The 19,639-nt window shown below is 70.1% G+C and carries 18 protein-coding genes; 13 read left to right on the top strand and 5 right to left on the bottom strand.

Annotation, left to right across the window (positions count from 1 at the left end; translation table 11 throughout):
• Positions 1 to 32 precede the first annotated feature (32 nt).
• Together AC07TY_RS16125 and AC07TY_RS16120 are read left to right on the top strand one after the other, a co-directional pair.
• A complete protein-coding gene (locus AC07TY_RS16125; RefSeq protein WP_488626750.1) occupies positions 33 to 998 on the top strand; it encodes an alpha-ketoacid dehydrogenase subunit beta in 966 nt (321 codons plus the stop codon).
• A 10-nt stretch (positions 999 to 1,008) separates the two neighbouring features.
• Positions 1,009 to 2,370 carry a dihydrolipoamide acetyltransferase family protein gene (locus AC07TY_RS16120; RefSeq protein ID WP_488625052.1) on the top strand — a complete coding sequence of 454 codons (1,362 nt, stop codon included), beginning with the start codon at positions 1,009 to 1,011 and terminating at the stop codon, positions 2,368 to 2,370.
• Positions 2,371 to 2,479: 109 nt separating this feature from the next.
• On the opposite strand, the gene AC07TY_RS16115 is transcribed toward AC07TY_RS16120, so the two are convergent.
• The 4 genes from AC07TY_RS16115 to AC07TY_RS16100 are packed head-to-tail and all read right to left on the bottom strand — an operon-like array spanning position 2,480 to position 6,057.
• Positions 2,480 to 3,205, bottom strand: a complete 726-nt coding sequence (locus AC07TY_RS16115) for a hypothetical protein (protein ID WP_494785983.1) — start codon at positions 3,203 to 3,205, stop codon at positions 2,480 to 2,482.
• Complete coding sequence (locus AC07TY_RS16110) at positions 3,202 to 4,119, bottom strand: ABC transporter ATP-binding protein (protein ID WP_494785982.1); 918 nt, start codon at positions 4,117 to 4,119, stop codon at positions 3,202 to 3,204. The genes AC07TY_RS16115 and AC07TY_RS16110 overlap by 4 nt, the downstream gene beginning before the upstream one ends.
• 52 nt (positions 4,120 to 4,171) lie before the next feature.
• Entirely contained in the window at positions 4,172 to 4,822 is a 651-nt protein-coding gene (locus AC07TY_RS16105) for a response regulator (RefSeq protein ID WP_494785981.1), read from the bottom strand.
• Positions 4,819 to 6,057 (bottom strand): sensor histidine kinase, encoded by a 1,239-nt coding sequence (locus AC07TY_RS16100; protein ID WP_488625049.1) that lies wholly within the window; start codon positions 6,055 to 6,057, stop codon positions 4,819 to 4,821. Before AC07TY_RS16100 ends, AC07TY_RS16105 begins: the two co-directional genes overlap by 4 nt.
• A gap of 176 nt (positions 6,058 to 6,233) precedes the next feature.
• Here AC07TY_RS16100 and AC07TY_RS16095 point away from each other — a divergent pair, with 176 nt between their 5' ends.
• The 9 genes from AC07TY_RS16095 (at position 6,234) to AC07TY_RS16055 (ending at position 12,604) form a co-directional block, all read left to right on the top strand.
• Positions 6,234 to 7,154, top strand: a complete 921-nt coding sequence (locus tag AC07TY_RS16095) for a metal ABC transporter solute-binding protein, Zn/Mn family (RefSeq protein ID WP_494785980.1) — start codon at positions 6,234 to 6,236, stop codon at positions 7,152 to 7,154.
• Positions 7,151 to 7,984, top strand: coding sequence for a metal ABC transporter ATP-binding protein (locus tag AC07TY_RS16090; protein WP_494785979.1), 834 nt, complete (start codon positions 7,151 to 7,153; stop codon positions 7,982 to 7,984). Before AC07TY_RS16095 ends, AC07TY_RS16090 begins: the two co-directional genes overlap by 4 nt.
• Complete coding sequence (locus AC07TY_RS16085) at positions 7,981 to 8,886, top strand: metal ABC transporter permease (RefSeq protein ID WP_494785978.1); 906 nt, start codon at positions 7,981 to 7,983, stop codon at positions 8,884 to 8,886. Before AC07TY_RS16090 ends, AC07TY_RS16085 begins: the two co-directional genes overlap by 4 nt.
• Positions 8,883 to 9,275 carry a Fur family transcriptional regulator gene (locus AC07TY_RS16080; protein ID WP_123505793.1) on the top strand — a complete coding sequence of 131 codons (393 nt, stop codon included), beginning with the start codon at positions 8,883 to 8,885 and terminating at the stop codon, positions 9,273 to 9,275. Before AC07TY_RS16085 ends, AC07TY_RS16080 begins: the two co-directional genes overlap by 4 nt.
• 246 nt (positions 9,276 to 9,521) lie before the next feature.
• Positions 9,522 to 9,758, top strand: a complete 237-nt coding sequence (gene rpmB, locus AC07TY_RS16075) for a 50S ribosomal protein L28 (protein ID WP_123505792.1) — start codon at positions 9,522 to 9,524, stop codon at positions 9,756 to 9,758.
• Entirely contained in the window at positions 9,758 to 9,925 is a 168-nt protein-coding gene (rpmG, locus tag AC07TY_RS16070) for a 50S ribosomal protein L33 (RefSeq protein ID WP_055961458.1), read from the top strand. Before rpmB ends, rpmG begins: the two co-directional genes overlap by 1 nt.
• Positions 9,926 to 9,927: 2 nt before the next feature.
• Positions 9,928 to 10,233: a 30S ribosomal protein S14 gene (gene rpsN, locus AC07TY_RS16065; protein ID WP_123505791.1), complete on the top strand. Its 306-nt coding sequence runs from the start codon at positions 9,928 to 9,930 to the stop codon at positions 10,231 to 10,233.
• A gap of 112 nt (positions 10,234 to 10,345) precedes the next feature.
• The gene (locus AC07TY_RS16060) at positions 10,346 to 10,633 is read left to right on the top strand and encodes an HU family DNA-binding protein (RefSeq protein WP_123505790.1); all 288 of its coding nucleotides are present in this window, start codon (positions 10,346 to 10,348) and stop codon (positions 10,631 to 10,633) included.
• A gap of 96 nt (positions 10,634 to 10,729) precedes the next feature.
• On the top strand, positions 10,730 to 12,604 hold the full coding sequence (locus AC07TY_RS16055) for a bifunctional copper resistance protein CopD/cytochrome c oxidase assembly protein (RefSeq protein ID WP_494785977.1): 1,875 nt from the start codon (positions 10,730 to 10,732) through the stop codon (positions 12,602 to 12,604).
• Between the two features lie 202 nt (positions 12,605 to 12,806).
• On the opposite strand, the gene AC07TY_RS16050 is transcribed toward AC07TY_RS16055, so the two are convergent.
• The gene (locus tag AC07TY_RS16050; RefSeq protein ID WP_494785976.1) at positions 12,807 to 13,901 is read right to left on the bottom strand and encodes an LLM class flavin-dependent oxidoreductase; all 1,095 of its coding nucleotides are present in this window, start codon (positions 13,899 to 13,901) and stop codon (positions 12,807 to 12,809) included.
• A 135-nt stretch (positions 13,902 to 14,036) separates the two neighbouring features.
• Between AC07TY_RS16050 and AC07TY_RS16045 the strand changes: the two genes are divergently transcribed.
• Both AC07TY_RS16045 and AC07TY_RS16040 read left to right on the top strand, forming a co-directional pair.
• On the top strand, positions 14,037 to 14,657 hold the full coding sequence (locus AC07TY_RS16045) for a TetR family transcriptional regulator C-terminal domain-containing protein (protein ID WP_488625043.1): 621 nt from the start codon (positions 14,037 to 14,039) through the stop codon (positions 14,655 to 14,657).
• A 132-nt stretch (positions 14,658 to 14,789) separates the two neighbouring features.
• Entirely contained in the window at positions 14,790 to 19,616 is a 4,827-nt protein-coding gene (locus tag AC07TY_RS16040; RefSeq protein WP_494785975.1) for a GH92 family glycosyl hydrolase, read from the top strand.
• The last annotated feature ends 23 nt before the right edge of the window (positions 19,617 to 19,639 follow it).

Below are 19,639 nucleotides of genomic sequence, written 5' to 3'. Positions count from 1 at the left end.
TCGCAACCCCTGCGGCCTCCGCCCTTGAGACCATGCCGCTCGGCCGAGCGCTCAACGCGGGCCTCCGCAAGGCGATGCAGGACGACCCGCGCGTGCTCCTCCTGGGCGAGGACATCGCCACGCTCGGCGGCGTCTTCCGCGTCACCGAGGGCCTCAAGGCCGAGTTCGGCGCCAAGCGCGTCATCGACACCCCGCTCGCCGAGTCCGGCATCGTCGGCGCGAGCATCGGCCTCGCGATGCGCGGATTCCGACCGGTCGCCGAGATCCAGTTCGACGGCTTCATCTTCCCGGGCTTCGACCAGATCACCTCGCAGCTCGCCAAGCTGACGGCCCGCCACGAGGGGTCGCAGGCCTTCCCCGTCGTCATCCGCGTGCCCTACGGCGGGCACATCGGCGCCGTCGAGCACCACCAGGAGAGCCCGGAGGCGTACTTCGCGCACACCCCCGGCCTGCGCCTGGTCAGCCCGTCGACCCCGCACGACGCCTACTGGATGATCCAGGAGGCGATCAAGAGCGACGACCCGATCATGTTCTTCGAGCCGAAGAGCCGCTACTGGCCCAAGGGCCCGGTCGACTTCGCCTCGGCCGGAGTGCCGCTGCACGCGAGCCGCGTGGTCCGCGTCGGCACGGAGGTCACCGTCGTCGGCCACGGCGCCATGGTGAGCGTCCTGCTCCAGGCCGCCGAGATCGCCGCCGAGGAGGGCATCAGCATCGAGGTCGTCGACCTCCGCTCGCTGTCGCCCGTCGACTACGGCCCCCTGCTCGAGTCCGTCCGCAAGACGGGCCGCCTCGTCGTCGCGCAGGAGGCGCCCCAGAACGTGAGCGTCGGCTCCGAGATCGCCGCGACCGTCACCGAGAAGGCGTTCTACTCGCTGGAGGCGCCGGTGCTCCGCGTCTCGGGCTACGACACGCCCTTCCCGCCCGCGAAGCTCGAGTCGGTCTTCCTCCCGGACGCCGACCGCGTGCTCGAGGCCGTCGACCGCGCCCTCGCCTACTAGAAGGAATCCCGTGTCGACTGTCACGACCAGCAACGAGTTCCACCTCCCCGACGTGGGAGAAGGCCTGACCGAGGCCGAGATCGTCGAATGGCGCGTCGCGCCCGGCGACACCGTCGCCCTGAACCAGGTCATCGTCGAGATCGAGACTGCCAAATCGCTCGTCGAGCTCCCCTCGCCGTTCGCCGGCGTCGTCGACGCCCTGCTCGTCGATTCGGGCCAGACGGTGGCCGTCGGCGCCCCGATCATCCGAGTCGCGGGTGGCGAGATCCCCCGCACCCCCGCCGACGAGGTCCTCGAGGCCGAGGCCGAGGAGGCCGCGTATGCCGCCGCCTCGCCCGCCGCTGCCGCAGCCGACGAGGCCTCGGGGTCGGTGCTGGTGGGCTACGGCATCACCGGGGCCCACGGTGCGACTCGCCGACGCCGTCCCTCCAAGGGCGAGGCCGACGCGCGGGTGCAGCGGGTTGCCGAAGAGAAGCGGCGGCGGCCGGCCTCAGTTCCTGCGGCCTCGGCGCAGCCTGTCATCGTCAAGCCGCCGATTCGGAAGCTTGCGAAAGACCTCGGGGTCGACCTGTCGACCGTCGAGCCGACGGGTCTCGCCGGCGAGACGACTCGCGACGACGTGATCCGGCACGCGCGCCAGGCCAGCGTGTTCCACAACATCGAGACGCCCGAGTGGAGCGAGGAGCGCATCGAGCGGATCCCGGTCAAGGGCGTCCGCAAGGCGATCGCCTCGGCGATGGTGTCGAGCGCGTTCACGGCCCCGCACGTCAGCCTCTTCGTCGACGTCGACGCGACCCGCACGATGGAGTTCGTCAAGCGCCTCAAGAACTCCGCGCAGTTCGCCGGCGTGAAGGTCTCGCCACTGCTGATCATGGCGAAGGCCGTCATCTGGGCGGTGCGACGCAACCCCACCGTCAACTCGGCGTGGACCGACCAGGAGATCCTGGTGCGTCACTTCGTGAACCTCGGGATCGCCGCCGCGACGCCCCGCGGCCTCATCGTGCCCAATGTCAAAGAGGCGCAGGCGATGACCCTGCTCGAGCTGGCGCAGGCCTTGGAGCAGCTCACCCTGACGGCGCGCGACGGCAAGACGCAGCCCGCCGACACCGCCGACGGCACCATCACCATCACGAACATCGGCGTGTTCGGCATGGACACCGGCACGCCCATCCTCAACCCGGGCGAGGTGGGCATCGTCGCACTGGGCACCATCAAGCTGAAGCCCTGGGTCGTCGACGGCGAGGTGCGTCCGCGCATGGTCACGACCATCGGCGCGTCGTTCGACCACCGGGTCGTCGACGGCGACGTGGCGTCGCGCTTCGTGGCCGATGTCGCCTCGGTGCTCGAGGAGCCGGCGCTGCTGCTCGACTGACGTCGGCGCGCGAGGGCCAGCTCTTCTTCTCCTGCCCACGATCGGGACTCGGCACTGCAGAATTCTGCGGTGCCGAGTCCCGATCGTGGTGTGGGAGCGGGTGCTGTATCTAGGCGTCGGTGCGGATCAGCCGCACGAGTGCGACCGTGCCGCACGCTGCCAGCCAGACGGCGAGCGCAAGCGCTGCTGCCAGGGCGTCGCCCGCCGTCGGCGCCGTCACGAGCCTGCCGCCGCTCTCGGCCACGCTGAAGTCGCTCAGGTAGCCGTCGCCGAGCCGGATGGCTCCGAGCAGGCCCGGCAGCAGGATCAGGAATCCGAGGATGCCCGCCACACTGCCGGCCGCGCTCCGGATCACCATGCCGAAGCACGCGGCGAACGCGCCGACGGCCGCGCCGTAGGCCGTGCACCCGGCGATGGCCGCGACATCGTCCGCACGGGGCACGAGCCCGACGACCAGCATGCCGAGCACCGCGGACACCAGGCTCACAGCTGCTCCGGCGATGGCGCTGACGACGAGCTTCGAGAACAGGAACGCGGCGCGTCGAGGGGTGGCCATGAGGCTCGGTCCGATCGTCTTCGTCGCATACTCGGACGAGCCGGCGACGGCGCCGATGACGCCGATGGCGGCGGCGCTGAACACCGTCGAGCCGAGCAGTGCGGCCGTCGGGGTCACTGCGATGCCGACCTGCAGGATCGCGCCGACGATACCGGCGGCGACGGCGATGACGAAGGTCCAGCGGACCGATGTCAGGCTGGTGAGCTTGAGCAGCTCGCTCCGGAGCGATCCGGCCCAGGATGCGCGGGGTGCGGTCTGCAGAACGGGAACGGCGGTCATCGGCTCGGCCTCTCGGTGGTGCGGTATTCGACCGTGTCATCGGTCAGTGCGAAGAACGCCTCCTCGAGAGACGTGCTGACAGGGGCGATCTCGAACAGGATCACGCCTGCCGTCGAGGCCATCCGGGCGATCGACGCGCTGTCGGGTCCGTCGACGACAGCCGTGTCGGCAGACTCGACGGTGACCGCGGCGCCCGCCGCCTCGAGGACGCGTGCGAAGCGCGCCATGTCGTCGCTGCGGACGCGGGTCTTGGGGTCGCCGGCCCCGCGGAGGACGTCCTCCATAGCCGCGTCGGCGATGATCCGGCCGCGGCCGAGGACGATCACGCGGTCGGCCGTCTGCGCCATCTCGGCCATCAGGTGGCTCGAGAGCAGGACGGTGCGCCCCCTCGCCGCGAGATCGCGCGCGAGCGTGCGGACCCAGATGACGCCCTCGGGGTCCAGGCCGTTGACCGGCTCGTCGAGGATGACGACTTTCGGGTCGGCCAGCAGCGCTGCGGCGATGCCGACGCGCTGCCCCATCCCGAGGGAGAACGTGCCGACCTTCTTGCGGGCTACGGAGGACAGCCCCGCGTAGTCGAGGATCTCATCGACGCGGCGGTCGGGGATGCCGTGCGTGCGGGCGATGATCCGGAGGTGGTCACGGGCTGTCCGGCCGGGGTGCACGGCCTTCGCATCGAGAAGGGCCGATGCCTCGTGCAGCGGGGCCCGGGAGTCGACGTAGGAATGGCCGTTCACGGTGACGCGGCCGGAGGTGGGTCGGTCGAGACCGACGATCATGCGCATCGTCGTCGACTTCCCTGCGCCGTTGGGGCCGAGGAAGCCGGTCACGGTGCCGGGTTCGGCTCGGAATGAGATGGAGTCGACGACGGTCTTGTCGCCGTATCGCTTAGTGAGGTCAATCGCTTCGATCATTCCTCGATGATATCAATCACTCCGTATTTTGCATATCGTCTCCTGGTACCACTCAGACGAGGCCGCGGTGGTACGCGTAGATGACGGCCTGGACGCGGTCGCGGAGCTCGAGCTTCGACAGGATGCGCCCGACGTGCGTCTTCACCGTCGACTCCGACAGGAAGAGCTCGGCGGCGATCTCCGTGTTCGACAATCCGCGGCCGATCGCGACCAGCACCTCGTGCTCACGCTCGGACAGCGGCGAGTCGGCGTCGGTCGCAGCAGCCTGCGAGGGCAGCTTGCCGCGGTACATCTCGAGCATCCGCTGCGTGATTCGCGGCGACACGATGGCCTCGCCCGCGGCGACGGTGCGGATCGCCTGGACGAGGTCGGCGGCGGGGGCGTCTTTCAGCAGGAACCCGCTGGCGCCCGCATTCAGGCCGCCGAATGCGTACTCGTCGAGGTCGAACGTGGTGAGGATGACGACCCGCGTCTCCGGGGCGGCCTCGGTGATCCGCTTCGTCGCCTCGATGCCGTCCATGCCGGGCATGCGGACGTCCATGAGCACGACGTCGGGCGAGAGCGCGGCGGCGCGCTCGACGGCCTCGGCGCCGTTCGTGGCCTCGCCGACGACACGGAGCCCCTCGGCCGCGCCGAGCACCATCGCCATGCCGGCGCGGAGGAGGTCCTGGTCGTCGACGAGGAGGAGGGTCGTGTCGGTCATGGGGAGTCCTCTCGAGGGTGGTGAAGAGTCATGCGGACCCGCCAGCCGGCGCCGTCCCAGCGAGTCGAACCGGCTTCGACGGTCCCTCCGAACACGGCGGCCCGCTCGCGCAGGCCGACGAGGCCGCTGCCGGTGCCGACGGACGGCTTGGCGCCGACGAAGATGCCGTCGTCGGTGACGTCGACCGTCGACGACTCGGGCTCGAAGGCGAGCTGGACCAGTACGCGCGAGGGCTCGGTCGCGTAGCGCAGGGCGTTGGTGAGCGACTCCTGGACGGCGCGGTAGACGGCCACCTGGAGGGCGACGTCGGAGGGCGCGTCTCCGGTGCGCTGGACGGCGACCGGCAGCCCTGCGCTGCGGTACGTCTCGATCAGCCGGTCGAGCTCGTCGAGCGACGGCTGCGGTGCCAGCTCAGCCGAGGAGTCGTCGCGGAGCACTCCGAGGAGGCGGCGCATGTCGCGAAGCGACTCCCGTCCGACCTCGCCGATCTGGCGCACCGTCTCGCGCGACTTCTCAGGGTCGGCGTCGGCGATCGCGTCGGCGCCGTCAGCGAGGCGCACGACGACCGAGAGGCTGTGCGCGACGACGTCGTGCATCTCGCGGGCGATCCGAGAGCGCTCGGCGGCGGCGGCGAGCTGGCCCTGCTGGTCGCGCTCGCGGGCCAGTTGCGCGGCGCGCTCGAGGAGAGCGTCGAGGTAGCGCTTGCGGTCGCCGATGTTGACGCCGATGAGGGCCGCGATGGCCAGGAAGAGGGTGAGGCCGATGGTCCCCTGCAATCCCGACCAGAAGGAGCGGTCGTGCATGATCAGGTGCGCCGCGCTCGTGGCGGCGATGAAGAGGACCACCGTGCCGGCCAGGCCCAGCCAGGCCAGCCGCGGTGAGCGGTAGACGGCCGCCGCGTAGACCGCGAACGAGGCCGCGACGAGGAGGTAGGGCTGGCCCAGGAGGGTCAGGGTCACGCCGAACGCCGCGATGACGGCCAGGGCGACGAGCGGCTGGCGGCGCCGGAGCAGGAGTCCGGCGCAGCCGATCAGCACGAGCGGCCAGGTGCCGTGCAGCAGCAGATCACCCTGGAACCCGAGACCGTCGCCGCTGAGCGCGTCGAGGTACTCGATGCCGAGCACCGGCAGGGCCACGACGGCGTCGACAAGCAGGGAGGGTCGCGCGAGAAGCCGACGAAAGAGCCCCGGCGGGCGCGGCAGCAGCAGGTCGTCTGCGGGCGCGGGGGTCGACATGATGCCAGCGTACGCAGGGCCGAGCCGCGCAGGATCGCCCCCCGGTTCCGCGCTCAGGCACCGCGGTACCACTGCTTTTGACAATGATTATCGTTTAGCGATAGCGTCGATCCCGGTCGGGCCTCAGGGCGGCACCCGTCCTCCTCCCTCCGCGCCGCCCTTAGATGGATTCCTCCGTGAAGTACCCCCTCCTCGCCGCAGCCACGGCCGTCGTGGCCGCGCTGACCCTGGCCGGCTGCTCGTCCTCGACGCCCTCCGCCTCGACCTCGTCCGACGAGAAGGTCCTCGTCGTCGCCTCGACCAACGTCTACGGCGACATCGCCTCGCAGATCGGCGGCGACCACGTCTCGGTCACGAGCATCCTGTCGAACCCCAACCAAGACCCGCACGGGTTCGAGGCCGACGCGCAGACGCAGCTCGCCATCTCGAAGGCGCAGCTGATCATCGAGAACGGCGGCGGCTACGACGACTACGTCGACACGATGCGCGACTCGACCAGCAGCAAGGCGACCCTCATCAACGCCGTCGAGGTCTCCGGCTTCACCGCGACCGGCGGCGAGCTCAACGAGCACGTCTTCTACGACTACGCGACGATGGCGAAGCTGGCGAACCGCATCGCCACCGACCTCTCGGTAGCCGACCCCGACAACTCGAAGCTCTTCTTCGACAACGCGGTCACGTTCAGCGCCTCGATGTCGAAGCTCGAGGCCCAGACGGCCGCGCTGAAGAAGACCTACGCGGGCGACGACGTGTCGTACACCGAGCCGGTGCCCGGCTACCTCTTCGACGCGATCGGCCTGACGAACGTCACGCCGTCGGCGTTCTCCGAGGCCGTGGAGGAGGGCGACGACGTCGCTCCCTCCGCGCTGAACGACACGCTGAAGCTGATGACGCAGAAGAAGGTCGCACTCCTCGCGTACAACGAGCAGGCCTCCAGCCCGGAGACCTCGCAGGTGCAGAAGGCCGCGGAGACCGCCGGCATCCCGGTCGTCCCGGTGACCGAGACGCTGCCGAATGGCGACGACTACCAGGCGTGGCAGCAGGCGAACATCGACGCGGTCAAGGCCGCTCTCGCGAAGGCCGTCCTGAGCAAGTGAGCGCCGAGCCCGTCCTCCGTCTCCGCGGCGCAGCCATGCGCTTCGGCGACCGCGAGCTGTGGGCGAACCTCGACCTCGATGTGGCGCCGGGTGAGTTCATCGCGGTTCTCGGTCCGAACGGGGCGGGCAAGACGACGCTGCTCAAGGCGGTACTCGGCCAGCAGGCGCTGTCGGGCGGCGAGATCGAGTTCCTGCGCCGTCCGGTTCGTCGAGGCCACCGCCGCATCGGCTACATTCCCCAGCAGAGGCTGATGGAGTCGGGCACGCCGCTGCGGACGCGCGACATGATCGCCCTCGGGATCACGGGCCACCGCTTCGGCCTGGGCCGCGAGACCAGGGCCGAGAAGGCCCGGGTCGACTCGCTCGTGGAGCAGGTCGGCGCGACGTCGTTCGCGATGGCCCCGGTGGCGTCGCTGTCGGGCGGCGAGCAGCAGCGGGCTCGCGTGGGCCAGGCGCTGGCCTCCGACCCGGCGCTGCTGCTGTGCGACGAGCCCCTCATCTCGCTCGACCTGCGCCACCAGCGCGGTGTCACCGAGCTGATCGACCAGCAGCGTCGCACCACGGGTGCCGCCGTCGTCTTCGTGACGCACGACGTCAACCCGATCCTCGACGCGGTCGACCGCGTCGTCTACATCGCCGGCGGGCGCTTCACCATCGGCACGCCCGACGAGGTGCTGCAGGCCGACGTCCTCTCCGATCTTTACGGCACGCCCGTCGACGTGGTGCGCACGATGGGGCGCATCGTGATCGTCGGGGGCAGCGAGGCGCACGATCACGACCACCACGTCGACCACGCCGACGACCTCGACCCCGAAGGCCCGGTGCGATGAACCTCGACGTGCTCACTCACATCCTGTCGTTCGAGAACTTCGGCGAGCTCGTCGTGCTCGTGCGCAACTCGATCATCGCGGGCGCGGTGCTCGGCGTCGTCGGCGGCCTGATCGGCCCGTTCGTGATCACACGCAACCTGCCGTTCGCAGTGCACGGCATCAGCGAGCTCTCGTTCGCCGGCGCCTCCATCGCCCTGCTCGTCGGCGTCAACGTCGTCACCGGGTCGGTGGTCGGCAGCGTGCTGGCGGCCCTCATCATCGGCCTCCTGGGCAACCGCGCCCGCGAGCGCAACTCGATCATCGCCGTGCTGATGCCGTTCGGCCTCGGCCTGGGGATCCTCTCGCTCGCCCTCTACCAGGGCCGCGCCGCCAACAAGTTCGGCCTGCTGACGGGCCAGATCGTGTCGGTCGACAACCCGCAGCTCGGCTGGCTGCTCGGCATCTCGGCGGTCGTCGTCGTGACGCTGTTCATCGTCTGGCGCCCCCTGACGTTCGCGAGCGTCGACCCCGACGTGGCGGCCGCAGCCGGCGTCCCTGTCCGCGGCCTGTCGATCGTCTTCATGCTCGCGCTCGGCCTTGCGGTCGCGGTCTCGGTGCAGATCGTCGGCGCACTGCTCGTCCTCTCTCTTCTCGTCACCCCGGCGGCGGCCGCGCTGCGCCTGACGGTCGCGCCGCTCTGGGTGCCGATCCTCAGCGTCGTCTTCGCCGTCACCAGCGTCGTCGGCGGAATCCTCCTGGCCCTCGGCGGCGGCCTGCCGATCTCGCCCTACGTCACGACCATCTCGTTCGCGATCTGGCTGGTCTGCCGCATCGTGGGGGGCCGGCGCTCCGCCCGCGGCAGGGGCGGGCGGGCGCAGGAACCCGGGGCTCCCGCACCGTCCCGAGAGAAGGTCGCCGCATGAAGCGGCAGACCTGGCAGCGCGAGGCCGTCCGCGAGGCGCTGCATGAGAAGAGCGGCTTCGTGAGCGCGCAGGTGCTCTACTCGCAGCTGCGCGACGGCGGGTCGGCGATCGGGCTCGCCACCGTCTACCGGGCGCTCGCCTCGCTCGAGGGCGAGGGCGAGGTCGACAGCCTGCAGCAAGACGGCGAGAGCCTCTACCGCTCCTGCTCCACGGGAGCCCACCATCACCACCTCATCTGCCGGAACTGCGGCACCACCGTCGAGATCTCCGCCGACCCGGTCGAGACCTGGGCGCGAGCCGTCGCCGCCGAGCACGGCTTCACGCAGGCGAACCACGTCGTCGACGTGTTCGGGCTGTGCGCCGCCTGCTCGGTGCCGGGTGCCGGCTGAGTCTGCCGGCTGAGCTTGCCTGCCGGCTGAGCTTGCCTTCAGGCTGAGCTTGCCTTCAGGACTTGTTCACACGCGGGCGTGTCGTCTAAGCTTGCTCTTTGGTTGAGTGCTATCTGCGCTCACGTATGCCGAATCCACGCCTTTCCGCCCTGGCGGAGTGGACGACGCGTGCCGACAAGTGACCTTGGGTAGGGCCAGTCTCCGTAAGAAGAGGCGGGCTCCTACGGTATCTACGGAGGAATAACCATGGCAGCAACCTGCCAGGTGACTGGAGCCGTTCCCGGCTTCGGACACAACATCTCGCACTCGCACCGACGCACCAAGCGCCGTTTCGACCCGAACGTCCAGAAGAAGACCTACTACGTGCCGTCGCTGCGACGTAACGTGACCCTGACGCTCAGCGCCAAGGGCATCAAGGTCATCGATGCCCGTGGCATCGAGAAGGTCGTCAAGGACATCCTTGCTCGTGGGGAGAAGATCTAATGGCCAAGTCCCAGGACGTTCGTCCGATCATCAAGCTCCGCTCGACGGCGGGCACCGGCTTCACGTACGTGACCAAGAAGAACCGTCGTAACAACCCCGACCGCCTCGTGCTCAAGAAGTACGACCCGGTCATCCGCAAGCACGTCGAATTCCGCGAGGAGCGCTAAACATGGCCAAGAAGAGCATGGTTGCGAAGAACAACCAGCGCAAGGTGATCGTCGCTCGCTACGCTGCGAAGCGTCTCGAGCTCAAGAAGGCTCTCATCGATCCGAACGGCACCGACGAGAGCCGCGAGGCTGCCCGCGTCGGCCTGCAGAAGCTGCCCCGCAACGCTTCGCCCGTCCGCGTCCGCAATCGCGACGCTATCGACGGTCGTCCCCGTGGCCACCTCAAGGAGTTCGGCATCAGCCGTGTGCGCTTCCGCGAAATGGCTCACCGAGGCGAATTGCCGGGCATCACGAAGTCTTCCTGGTAGGTTCTGAGGCGGTTCTACAGGGGTTTTGCCCGTGTAGGGCCGCCGACCGCCGTTTACGCGGCGGGCGCCAAATAAGCATGTGCTTTCGAATCGTGTCCGAGGAGGACAAATAATGGCTGACAAGTCACTGAACCGCACCGAGCTCGTTGCAGCTGTCGCCGCTGAGTCCGGCCAGAGCCAGGCCGCAGTGAGCGGCGTCGTCGACGCTCTCTTCGCCGTCGTCTCCAAGAACGTCGCCGACGGCACGAAGGTCACCATCCCCGGATGGATCGCGTTCGAGAAGACGCACCGCGCCGCTCGCACCGGCCGCAACCCGCAGACCGGCGAGGCTCTCGAGATCGCCGCCAGCGACAGTGTCAAGGTCAGCGCCGGCTCGAAGCTCAAGGCTTCCGTCAAGTAGACATCAGCACCGGTAGACATCAGCACCGTTCGAAGGGGCGGATCACGACTCAGGTCGTGATCCGCCCCTTCATTTGCGCCCGGTTAGGCTTATGCGGTGCCCCGCCTCTCTCGTCTCGCCGCGCCGGCACTGTTGATCGTCGTGGGGCTCGCCTCCCTCATCATCGCCCTCCAGGCCGGCGGCGCCGCGGCTCCGCTCGCGCTCGCCGACCCGGGTGCGACCGTCCGCTTCGGTCTGCCGATCGCCACGTTCCTCTCTGAGATCGGGGCGTCGCTGACCATCGGCACGCTGGCCGTCGCCTGCTTCTGCCTCAGCGCCGATCGGCCGGAGTGGGGGCGGGCTCTCGACATCGCGTCGGCCGGCGCCCTCTTCTGGACGATCGCCTCGGCAGCGACCGGCTTCTTCACGTTCCTCAGCGTCGCGAACGTGCAGGTGACGCTCGACGAGAAGTTCGGCCAGTCGCTCGCGTTCTTCCTGACCGGTACCGATCTCGGCCTCGCCTGGCTCGTGTCGACTCTGATCGCCGCGCTCGTGACAGTGCTCTGCTTCGCCGTCCGCGGGGTCACGGCCGTCTTCGTCGTCGCCGTCGTCGCGGCGGCAGGGCTGATCCCGATCGCCCAGCAGGGACATGCCGCCGGCACCGCATCGCACGCCGCCGCCGTCACGGCGCTGGGCATCCACGTCGAGGGGGCGGCCGTCTGGCTCGGCGGCCTGCTCGCGCTGGTGCTGCTGCGGTCCGTGCTCGAGCGACGGCTCGCGACCGTCCTCGGACGGTACTCGTCCATCGCGCTCGTCTGCTTCGTCATCGTCGCAGTCTCGGGAGTGGTCAGCGCGCAGATCCGGATCGGCGGATGGTCGGAGCTCGGCTCCGCCTACGGGCTCCTCGTCGTCGCGAAGTCGGTGGCGCTCGTCGTCCTCGGTCTCTTCGGCGTGGTGCACCGGCGCGTCGTCGTCGGGCGGATGGCCGACCGCGCCCTGGCCCGGGGGCCGTTCTGGTGGTTCGTCGCCGCCGAGATCGCGTTTCTCGGTTCCGCCTCGGGCATCGCGGCCGCGCTCTCGCGCACCGAGACGCCCGTCGCGCAGACGGCGGCCGCCGACACGGCCGACCTGACGCCCGCCGAGGTGCTGACCGACGGGAAGCTGCCCGGTCCGTTCACGCCCGGGGCGTGGCTCACGGCGTGGAACGTCGACCTGGTGTGGCTGCTCGGGGTGGTCTTCCTGTTCGCGTTCTACCTCACCGGCGTGATCCGGCTGCGCCGCCGGGGCGAGACCTGGCCGCTGCAGCGCACGATCTGCTGGGGCGTCGGCCTGCTCGTGCTCGCGTACGCGACGAGCGGTGCGGTCAACGTCTACGACCGCTACCTGATTAGCGCGCACCTCCTGCAGATCGTGCTGGTCGGGCTCGTCGTGCCGGCCCTGCTCGTGCCCGCCGCCCCGTGGACCCTCGCTCTGCGCGCCATGGCGAAGCGGACCGACGGCAGCCGTGGACCCCGCGAGTGGACGCTGCTCGTCGTGCAGTCCAGGGTCGCCGCTCGCCTGACCCACCCGTTCGTCGGCGGGCCGCTCCTCGCGCTGGGCCTGTGGGCCGCCGTATGGCCGCTGCTCCGCTGGACCGTCTCGACCGAGCTCGGCCACTTCTCGCTCGTGCTCGGGCTGCTGCTCTCGGGCTGGCTGTTCGTGCAGGCGCTGGTCGGCGTCGATCCCGTGCCGCTGCGGGCGGGCTTCGGTGTGCGAGTCTCGCTCGCCGCTCTCGTGGGAGCCGCCGTGCTCGCCGTCGGCGCCGTGCTCAGCGTCTCGCCCGGACTCCGCCTGGCCTCCTGGTTCGGGGCGATGGGGCGCACGTGGGGCTCGGCCCCCGTCGCCGACCAGCAGCAGGGCGGCGTGGTGCTCGGCGTCGTCGGCATCGTCGCGTGCGCCGTGCTCGGGGCGGCCGCCGTGCGCCGGCGGCGTCCGGTCGCCTCGACGGAGTAGGTCCGCCGAGGCGGCACGGAGTGGGTCCCGCGGAGGCGGCACGGAGTGGGTCCCGCGGAGGCGGCACGGAGTGGGTCCCGTCGAAACGGCACGGACCCGCCCGAACAGAGGCGGGCCTGAGCCGAATCGGCGGGGGAGCGGTGCCGGTCAAGCGGGGCGGGGCCGAATCGGCGGGGCGGCGAGTTCCTGCGCCCGCGAAAGGCTAGGCCGGGACGGGCGACGCCATCAGCTCGCGCACCATCGGCGCGACCTCGCGGCCGTACAGCTCGATGCTCTTCATCATGTCGGGGTGCGGGAGGGTGCCCATGCTGTAGCGCATGTCGAAGCGGGTGGCTCCGAGCAGGCGCATGTTGTGCGCGATCTTGCGGGCGACCGTCTCGGGCGAGCCGACGTAGAGCGCGCCGTCCGGGGCGGCCTGCTGAAGGTACTGCTCGCGCGTGGGCGGCGGCCAGCCGCGCTCCCGGCCGAGCTGCGCCGTCTGGGCCGACTGGTACGGATACAGCGTGTCGAGGGCCTCGTCGTCGGTCGCGGCGATGAAGCCGGGGGAGTGCATGGCGATCGGCTGCGGCGCCCGGCCGAACTCGACGAGCGCGCGTCGGTAGAGGTCGGCGTACGGAGCGAACTGGGCAGGGCTGCCGCCGATGATCGCGAGGAAGAGCGGCAGGCCGTAGTGCGCGGCGCGGATCACCGACTGCGGTGAGCCTCCGACGCCGACCCAGGTCGTGATCGTGCCGCTCTCGGGCCGCGGGTAGACCCACTGCTCGTGGAGGGCGCCGCGCTTGGTGCCGGACCAGCTGACCGGGGCGTCTTTGAGCAGCTCGGCGAAGAGCTCGATCTTCTCCTCGAAGAGCGCCTCGTAGTCGGCGAGGTCGAGGCCGAAGAGGGGGAACGACTCGGTGAACGAGCCGCGTCCCAGGATGACCTCGGCACGCCCGATCGACAGGGCGTCGACGGTCGAGAAGCGCTCGAAGACGCGGACCGGGTCGTCGGACGACAGCACCGTGACGGCAGACCCGAGGCGGATGCGCTTCGTGCGGGCCGCGATGGCGCCGAGCACGACCTCGGGGGCGGAGACGGCGAAGTCGATGCGGTGGTGCTCGCCGACCCCGATGAAGTCGATGCCGACCTCGTCGGCCAGGACGGCCTGGTCGACCAGGTCGCGGATCGCCTGGGCATGCGACACGAGGTCGGTCGACCCGGGCTTCTCGGTGACGTCGCCGAAGGTGTCGAGGCCGAGCTCGATCGTCGACGGGTCGATCTCGGGCAGGATGCGGTCTGGATTGGTGGCGGTGGCCATGGGATCCCCTTTTCTATGCATACGCATGTTACTGGTCAACGCCTGGCGGCGGCCACTATTCCGCACGACCCGCAGACGGGTCGCACACCGACTGGGGGTGGGGGAGGCCGGCGCCGTGACTTTAGAATCATGCCCATGTCGACCACCACTCAGCTGTCGGGGGGCAGCTCTGACGGCCGCTCCGCCATCGATGCTGCCGCCAGGCAGATCGCCTTCACGTCCGGGCTCTCCGGGATCACCCTCCGGCGTCTCGCCGCGACCGCCGGCGTCTCGCCCGGTGACGTCGCCCAGCACGAGCCCTCGATGAGCGCCCTCATCGCGCGCACCTTCGAGGTGCTCGCCACCGACGAGCTCCTGGCCGCCGCCGCCGACATCGACCGCTCCATCGCCGCGGGCGCCTCACCGCTCGAGACCCTCACCATGCTCGTCGAGTCGCTCTTGCAAGACACCCACGACGACTACAACTCCGTGTGGGCGGATGCGTGGAGCCTCGGCCGCCACAATGCGCCGCTCGCGGCCGCCGCCCGCACGAACATGGAGGGCTGGAACGACACCATCGCCCGCGTCGTCGAGGCGGGGATCGCCGCAGGCCAGTTCGCCGACGTCGCCCCGGATCTCGTGGCCATGCAGTTCCTGGCCCTCATCGACTCGACGACCGCCTACTCGCTCGTCGGCTACCGCACCGCCGCCGAGCGGGCCGAGCTGATGCGCCGCACGCTCGAGATCTCGCTGGCGCTGCCTGTCGGGTCGCTGTAGCGCGTTTCGCCGCGCCCTCGCACCCGCCCTTGACGTGCCACCCGAACGGGGGTAGAACTAGAGGACCGTGACAACGCTGTCATAACCAGGGCAGTCGAGTCGCATCCGCCGATCACACGGAGACACACGACGATGACGTCCAATTCGCCCTTGAGAGCCGCGGCCGTAGCCGTGACCGCGCTGGCCCTGGTCGTGAGCGGAGGGTCGCTCGCCATGGCAGCCCCCGCCACCACGACCCCGAAACCCGCCGCCGACTTCCACACATCGTTCGAGACGGGCGACGCGCAGCCGACGCCGACCCCGATCGGCACCCCGACCCACCTCGCCGACTTCGCGGCGAAGACCGGTGCCGGCCCGACGGAAGGCCCCAACATGAAGTCCGGCGCCGGCTTCACGGGCACGCGCTCGCTCTCGTACGGCGGCTCGCAGTCGGCAGCGGCGGCCAATGGCACGACGGTGCTCTTCGCCGACCAGTCGCTCAGGCTCGGAACACGCACCCAGCTCAGCTACAAGGTCTTCCCGGAGCTGGGCGCCGACCTGCAGTACCCCGCCACCTACGTCTCCGTCGACCTCGAGCTGAGCGACGGCACGCGCGTGAGCGACGCGTCGTACGGCCTCGTCGACGGCCACGGCGACGGCATCTCGGCCGCAGCGCAGGGCACGTCGAAGATCCTCTACGCCGACCAGTGGAACTCCGTGAAGATCGATCTCGGCTCGCTCGCCGGCAAGACGGTCACGAAGGTGCTGCTCAGCTACTCGAACCCGGCAGGAACGTCGAAGACCGAGTTCGCCGGGTGGGTCGACGACATCGCGGTGGCGAACGCCCCGAAGGCGGCCACCGGCGCGGGCCTCGTCAGCTACGTCGACACCCGCCGCGGCACCAACTCGTCGGGGAGCTTCTCGCGCGGCAACAACTTCCCGGCGGCAGCCGTGCCCAACGGCTTCAACTTCTGGACGCCGATGACCGACGCCTCGTCGCAGACCTGGCTCTACGACTACGCCTCGACCAACGACGCGAAGAACCTGCCCACGCTCCAGGGCATCGGCGTCTCGCACGAGCCGAGCCCGTGGATGGGCGACCGCAACCAGCTCGCCTTCCTCCCGTCCGCGCAGACCGGCACCCCCGACGCGACGCTGAAGACCCGCGCGCTCGAGTTCAGCCACGACGACGAGACGGCCCGCCCCGACCTGTACTCGGTGAAGTTCACCGACGGCATCACGGCCGAGGTGACCCCCACCGACCATGCCGCTGTCATGCGGTTCGGTTTCACCGGGTCGACGGGCAGCGTCCTGGTCGATCGGGTCGTAGGAACGTCCGGACTCACCGTCGCTGACGACGGCACCGTGAGCGGCTGGGTCGACGGCGGGTCCGGCCTCTCGGCCGGCGCCTCGCGCATGTTCGTCAGCGGCAGGTTCGACCGGGCCCCCCTCGCCTCCGGAGCAGCCGCCGGCGACCGCACCTCGGCGAAGTACGCCCGCTTCGACACGTCGAGCGACAAGTCCGTCGTGCTGCGCGTCGCCACCTCGTTCATCTCGGCGGCCCAGGCCTCGAGGAACCTGCAGCAGGAGGTCGGCAGCAAGTCGTTTGCCAGGGTCCACGCCGCGGCGCAGAAGGCCTGGAACGACCGGCTCTCGGTGATCACGCTCGGCGGCGCGACGACAGACCAGCTGGCCACCACCTACGGCAGCCTGTACCGCCTCAACATGTACCCGAACTCGCAGTTCGAGAACACCGGCACGGTCGCGAAGCCCGTGTACAAGTACGCCAGCCCGGTCGCCGCCACCGTCGGCGACGCCACGGCGACCACGACCAACGCCGTCGTCAAGCCCGGCAAGGTCTACGTCAACAACGGCTTTTGGGACACCTACCGCACCGCCTGGCCCGCCTACTCGATGCTCTACCCGAAGCTCGCGGGCGAGCTGATGGACGGCTTCGTGCAGCAGTACAAGGACGCCGGGTGGATCGCGCGCTGGTCGAGCCCCGGCTACGCCGACCTCATGACGGGCACGTCGTCCGATGTCGCGTTCGCCGACGCCTACCTCAAGGGAGCCTCGACGAAGGACGCCCTGTCGGCCTACGACGCCGCGCTCAAGAACGCCACCGTGCTGTCGCCGAACTCGGGCACCGGGCGGAAGGGGCTCGATACGAGCATCTTCCTGGGCTACACCCCGTCGTCCACCGGCGAGTCGGTGTCGTGGGCGCTCGAGGGCTACATCAACGACTACGGGATCGGCCGGATGGCCGCGAAGCTCGCGAAAGACCCGGCCGTCCCGGCGGCCCGCAAGCCGCAGCTGCGCGAGGAGTCGACGTACTTCCTCGAGCAGGCGAAGCACTACGTCGAGCTGTTCGACCCGTCCATCGGCTTCTTCCAGGCGAAGAACGCCGACGGCAGCTTCCAGCAGGCCGCGAAAGACTACGACCCCGGCTCGTGGGGCGGTGCCTACACCGAGACCGACGGCTGGAACTTCGCCTTCCACGCGCCGTTCGACGTGCAGGGCCTGGCCTCGCTCTACGGTGGCGACGCCGGTCTCGTGAAGAAGCTCGACGAGTTCTTCGCGACGCCCGAGAAGGCCGACAAGCCCGGCGGCTACGGCGGAACGATCCACGAGATGCTCGAAGCCCGCGACGTCCGCATGGGACAGCTCGGCATGAGCAACCAGCCCTCGCACCACATCCCCTACCTCTACGCCGCCGCCGGTGCGCCGTCGAAGACGCAGGCCGCAGTCCGCGAGATCACCCGGCGCCTGTTCGTCGGCAGCGACATCGGCCAGGGCTACCCCGGCGACGAGGACAACGGCGAGATGTCGTCGTGGTTCCTGTTCTCGGCGCTCGGCTTCTATCCGCTGGCACTGGCGTCCGACTCGTACGAGATCGGCTCGCCGCTGTTCACGCACGCCGTGGTCAGCCCGATCGGCGGCAACCGCCTCACGATCGACGCTCCCGCCAACTCGGCCAAGAACGTCTACGTCAAGGGGGCGACGCTGAACGGCAAGGCGCTCTCCAGCGCGACGCTGTCGTCCGCTCTCGTCGCGAAGGGCGGCGCACTCCGATTCGACATGAGCGCCACCCCGTCGAACTGGGGTGCGGGCAGCGCTCCGGCCGAGCCGACGCCTGTCCCGCTCGTCGACGCCGCGGGCTCCGGCACGGTCACGTCGAACGACGGCGTCGACGTCACGGCCCTCACCGACGACAACTCGCGCTCGTCGGTCGAGTTCGCGACGTCCGACCCGGCGATCACGTTCGACTCCGACGAGGGGCCGGCGACGGTCGACTCGTACACGCTGACGAACGGCGCCGACGGCGACTCCCCGACGTCGTGGAAGCTCGAGGGCTCCTCCGACGGCAAGACGTGGGTGACGGTCGACAAGCGCTCGGCGCAGACCTGGCCGTGGCAGACGCAGACGCGGCCGTTCGAGATCGCGAAGCCCCGCGCTCTGTCGCACTACCGCCTCACCGTCACGGGAACGACGACGGGAGCGGCGCCGACGCTCTCCGAGGTCGAGCTTCTGACCGACACGACGGCCACCCAGGCCGGCTACACCGTGTCGCCGAAGGCGTCCGCGAAGACGGAGGTCGGCCGTTTCGACGGGCCCGTCGCATCCGTCGCGGGCTCGACCGCCGCGACCTCGACGGCCACCGTCGACTTCCTCGACGGAAAGGGCCCGCAGACGGCCACACTGACGAAGTCGAAGCTCGGCTCGTACGACATCGCCGCCTCGCACGAGTTCGCGAAGCCCGGCGCGTACTCCGTCCTCGTCACCGCGACCGACGGCACCCGCATGGCGTCGACGACCGCCACCGTCACGGTCTCGCGCACGGCACCCAGCCTCACCGGCGCCTACGACAGCACCTGCCTGGCGACCGACGGGCACGGCGGCAACTGCGACGGCCTCGGCAACGCCTTCTCGGCTGCGTCGCTCGCCGAGTCCGGCTTCGTGCAGGGCGAGACGAACGAGGTCGCAGGAACTGCGCTCACCTTCGACCTGCCCGACGTCGCGCCGGGCCAGGCCGACAACGCCACCGGCGCCGGCCAGGTCATCCCCCTCTCGCTGGGCGACGACGTGACGCAGCTGTCGGTGATCGGCACGGCCAACGAGAAGGCGCAGGACACCGTCGGCACGCTGACCTTCGACGACGGCTCGACGGCCGACATGCCCATCCAGTTCGGCGACTGGACCGCCGCGGCGGCGAAGCCGCAGTTCGGCAACACGGTTGTCGCCACCTCGAAGGGACGCTACGACGGCGGTGCCCCGGGCGACGACGCCGTCGCGGCGATCTACGCCACGGCGCCGTTCACCCTGCCGGAGGGTAAGAAGGCCGTGTCGCTGACGCTGCCGGTGCAGACGGGTGCGGTCACGAGCACGGGCCGGATCCACGTGTTTGCGGTCGCGACGGACGGGACCCGGGAGGCAGTTCCTGCGCTCAGCGTCAAGGCGGGAGCCTCGATCCAGGCGCGAGCCGGGGTGAGCGTGAAGCAGACGCTCGCCACCGTCGCGGGAGGTGCCGCGGAGAGCTACGCCGCCACCGTGAACTGGGGCGACGGCTCCGCGACGGCCGATGCGACGATCGCCGACGGAACGGTCACGGGCTCCCACACCTACGCCGCCCCCGGCACCTACACGGTGACCGTCACCGCCGACGACGGCACGGGCAGCGCCACCACGACGCTCAAGGCAGTCATCGCGAAGGCCACGGTCGCCTACGCGCCGACCCTGACCGCTCGGGCGACCACGCCCGGCGGGATCGTGACCGTGCGCGGAGCGGGCTTCGCCCCCGGTGAGCGGGTGAAGCTGACGGTCTCGGGCCTCAAGCTGGCCAAGACGACGACCGCCACGGCCACGGGCGCGTTCGTGCTCAGCGGCACCGTGCCGAAGAAGGCGACGGCCGGCACCTACCCGGTGATCGCGACCGGCGTGAAGTCAGGCGTGCCGGCGACGGTCGACGTGACCGTCGAGTAGCGGTCGACGCCCGTGCGGGGCCG

The sequence above is a fragment of the Frondihabitans sp. GW821-FHT04F02 genome, from assembly GCF_059420045.1.
The sequence above is the reverse complement of the archived record's forward strand: the minus strand, read 5'-3'. Positions and strand labels throughout refer to the sequence as shown.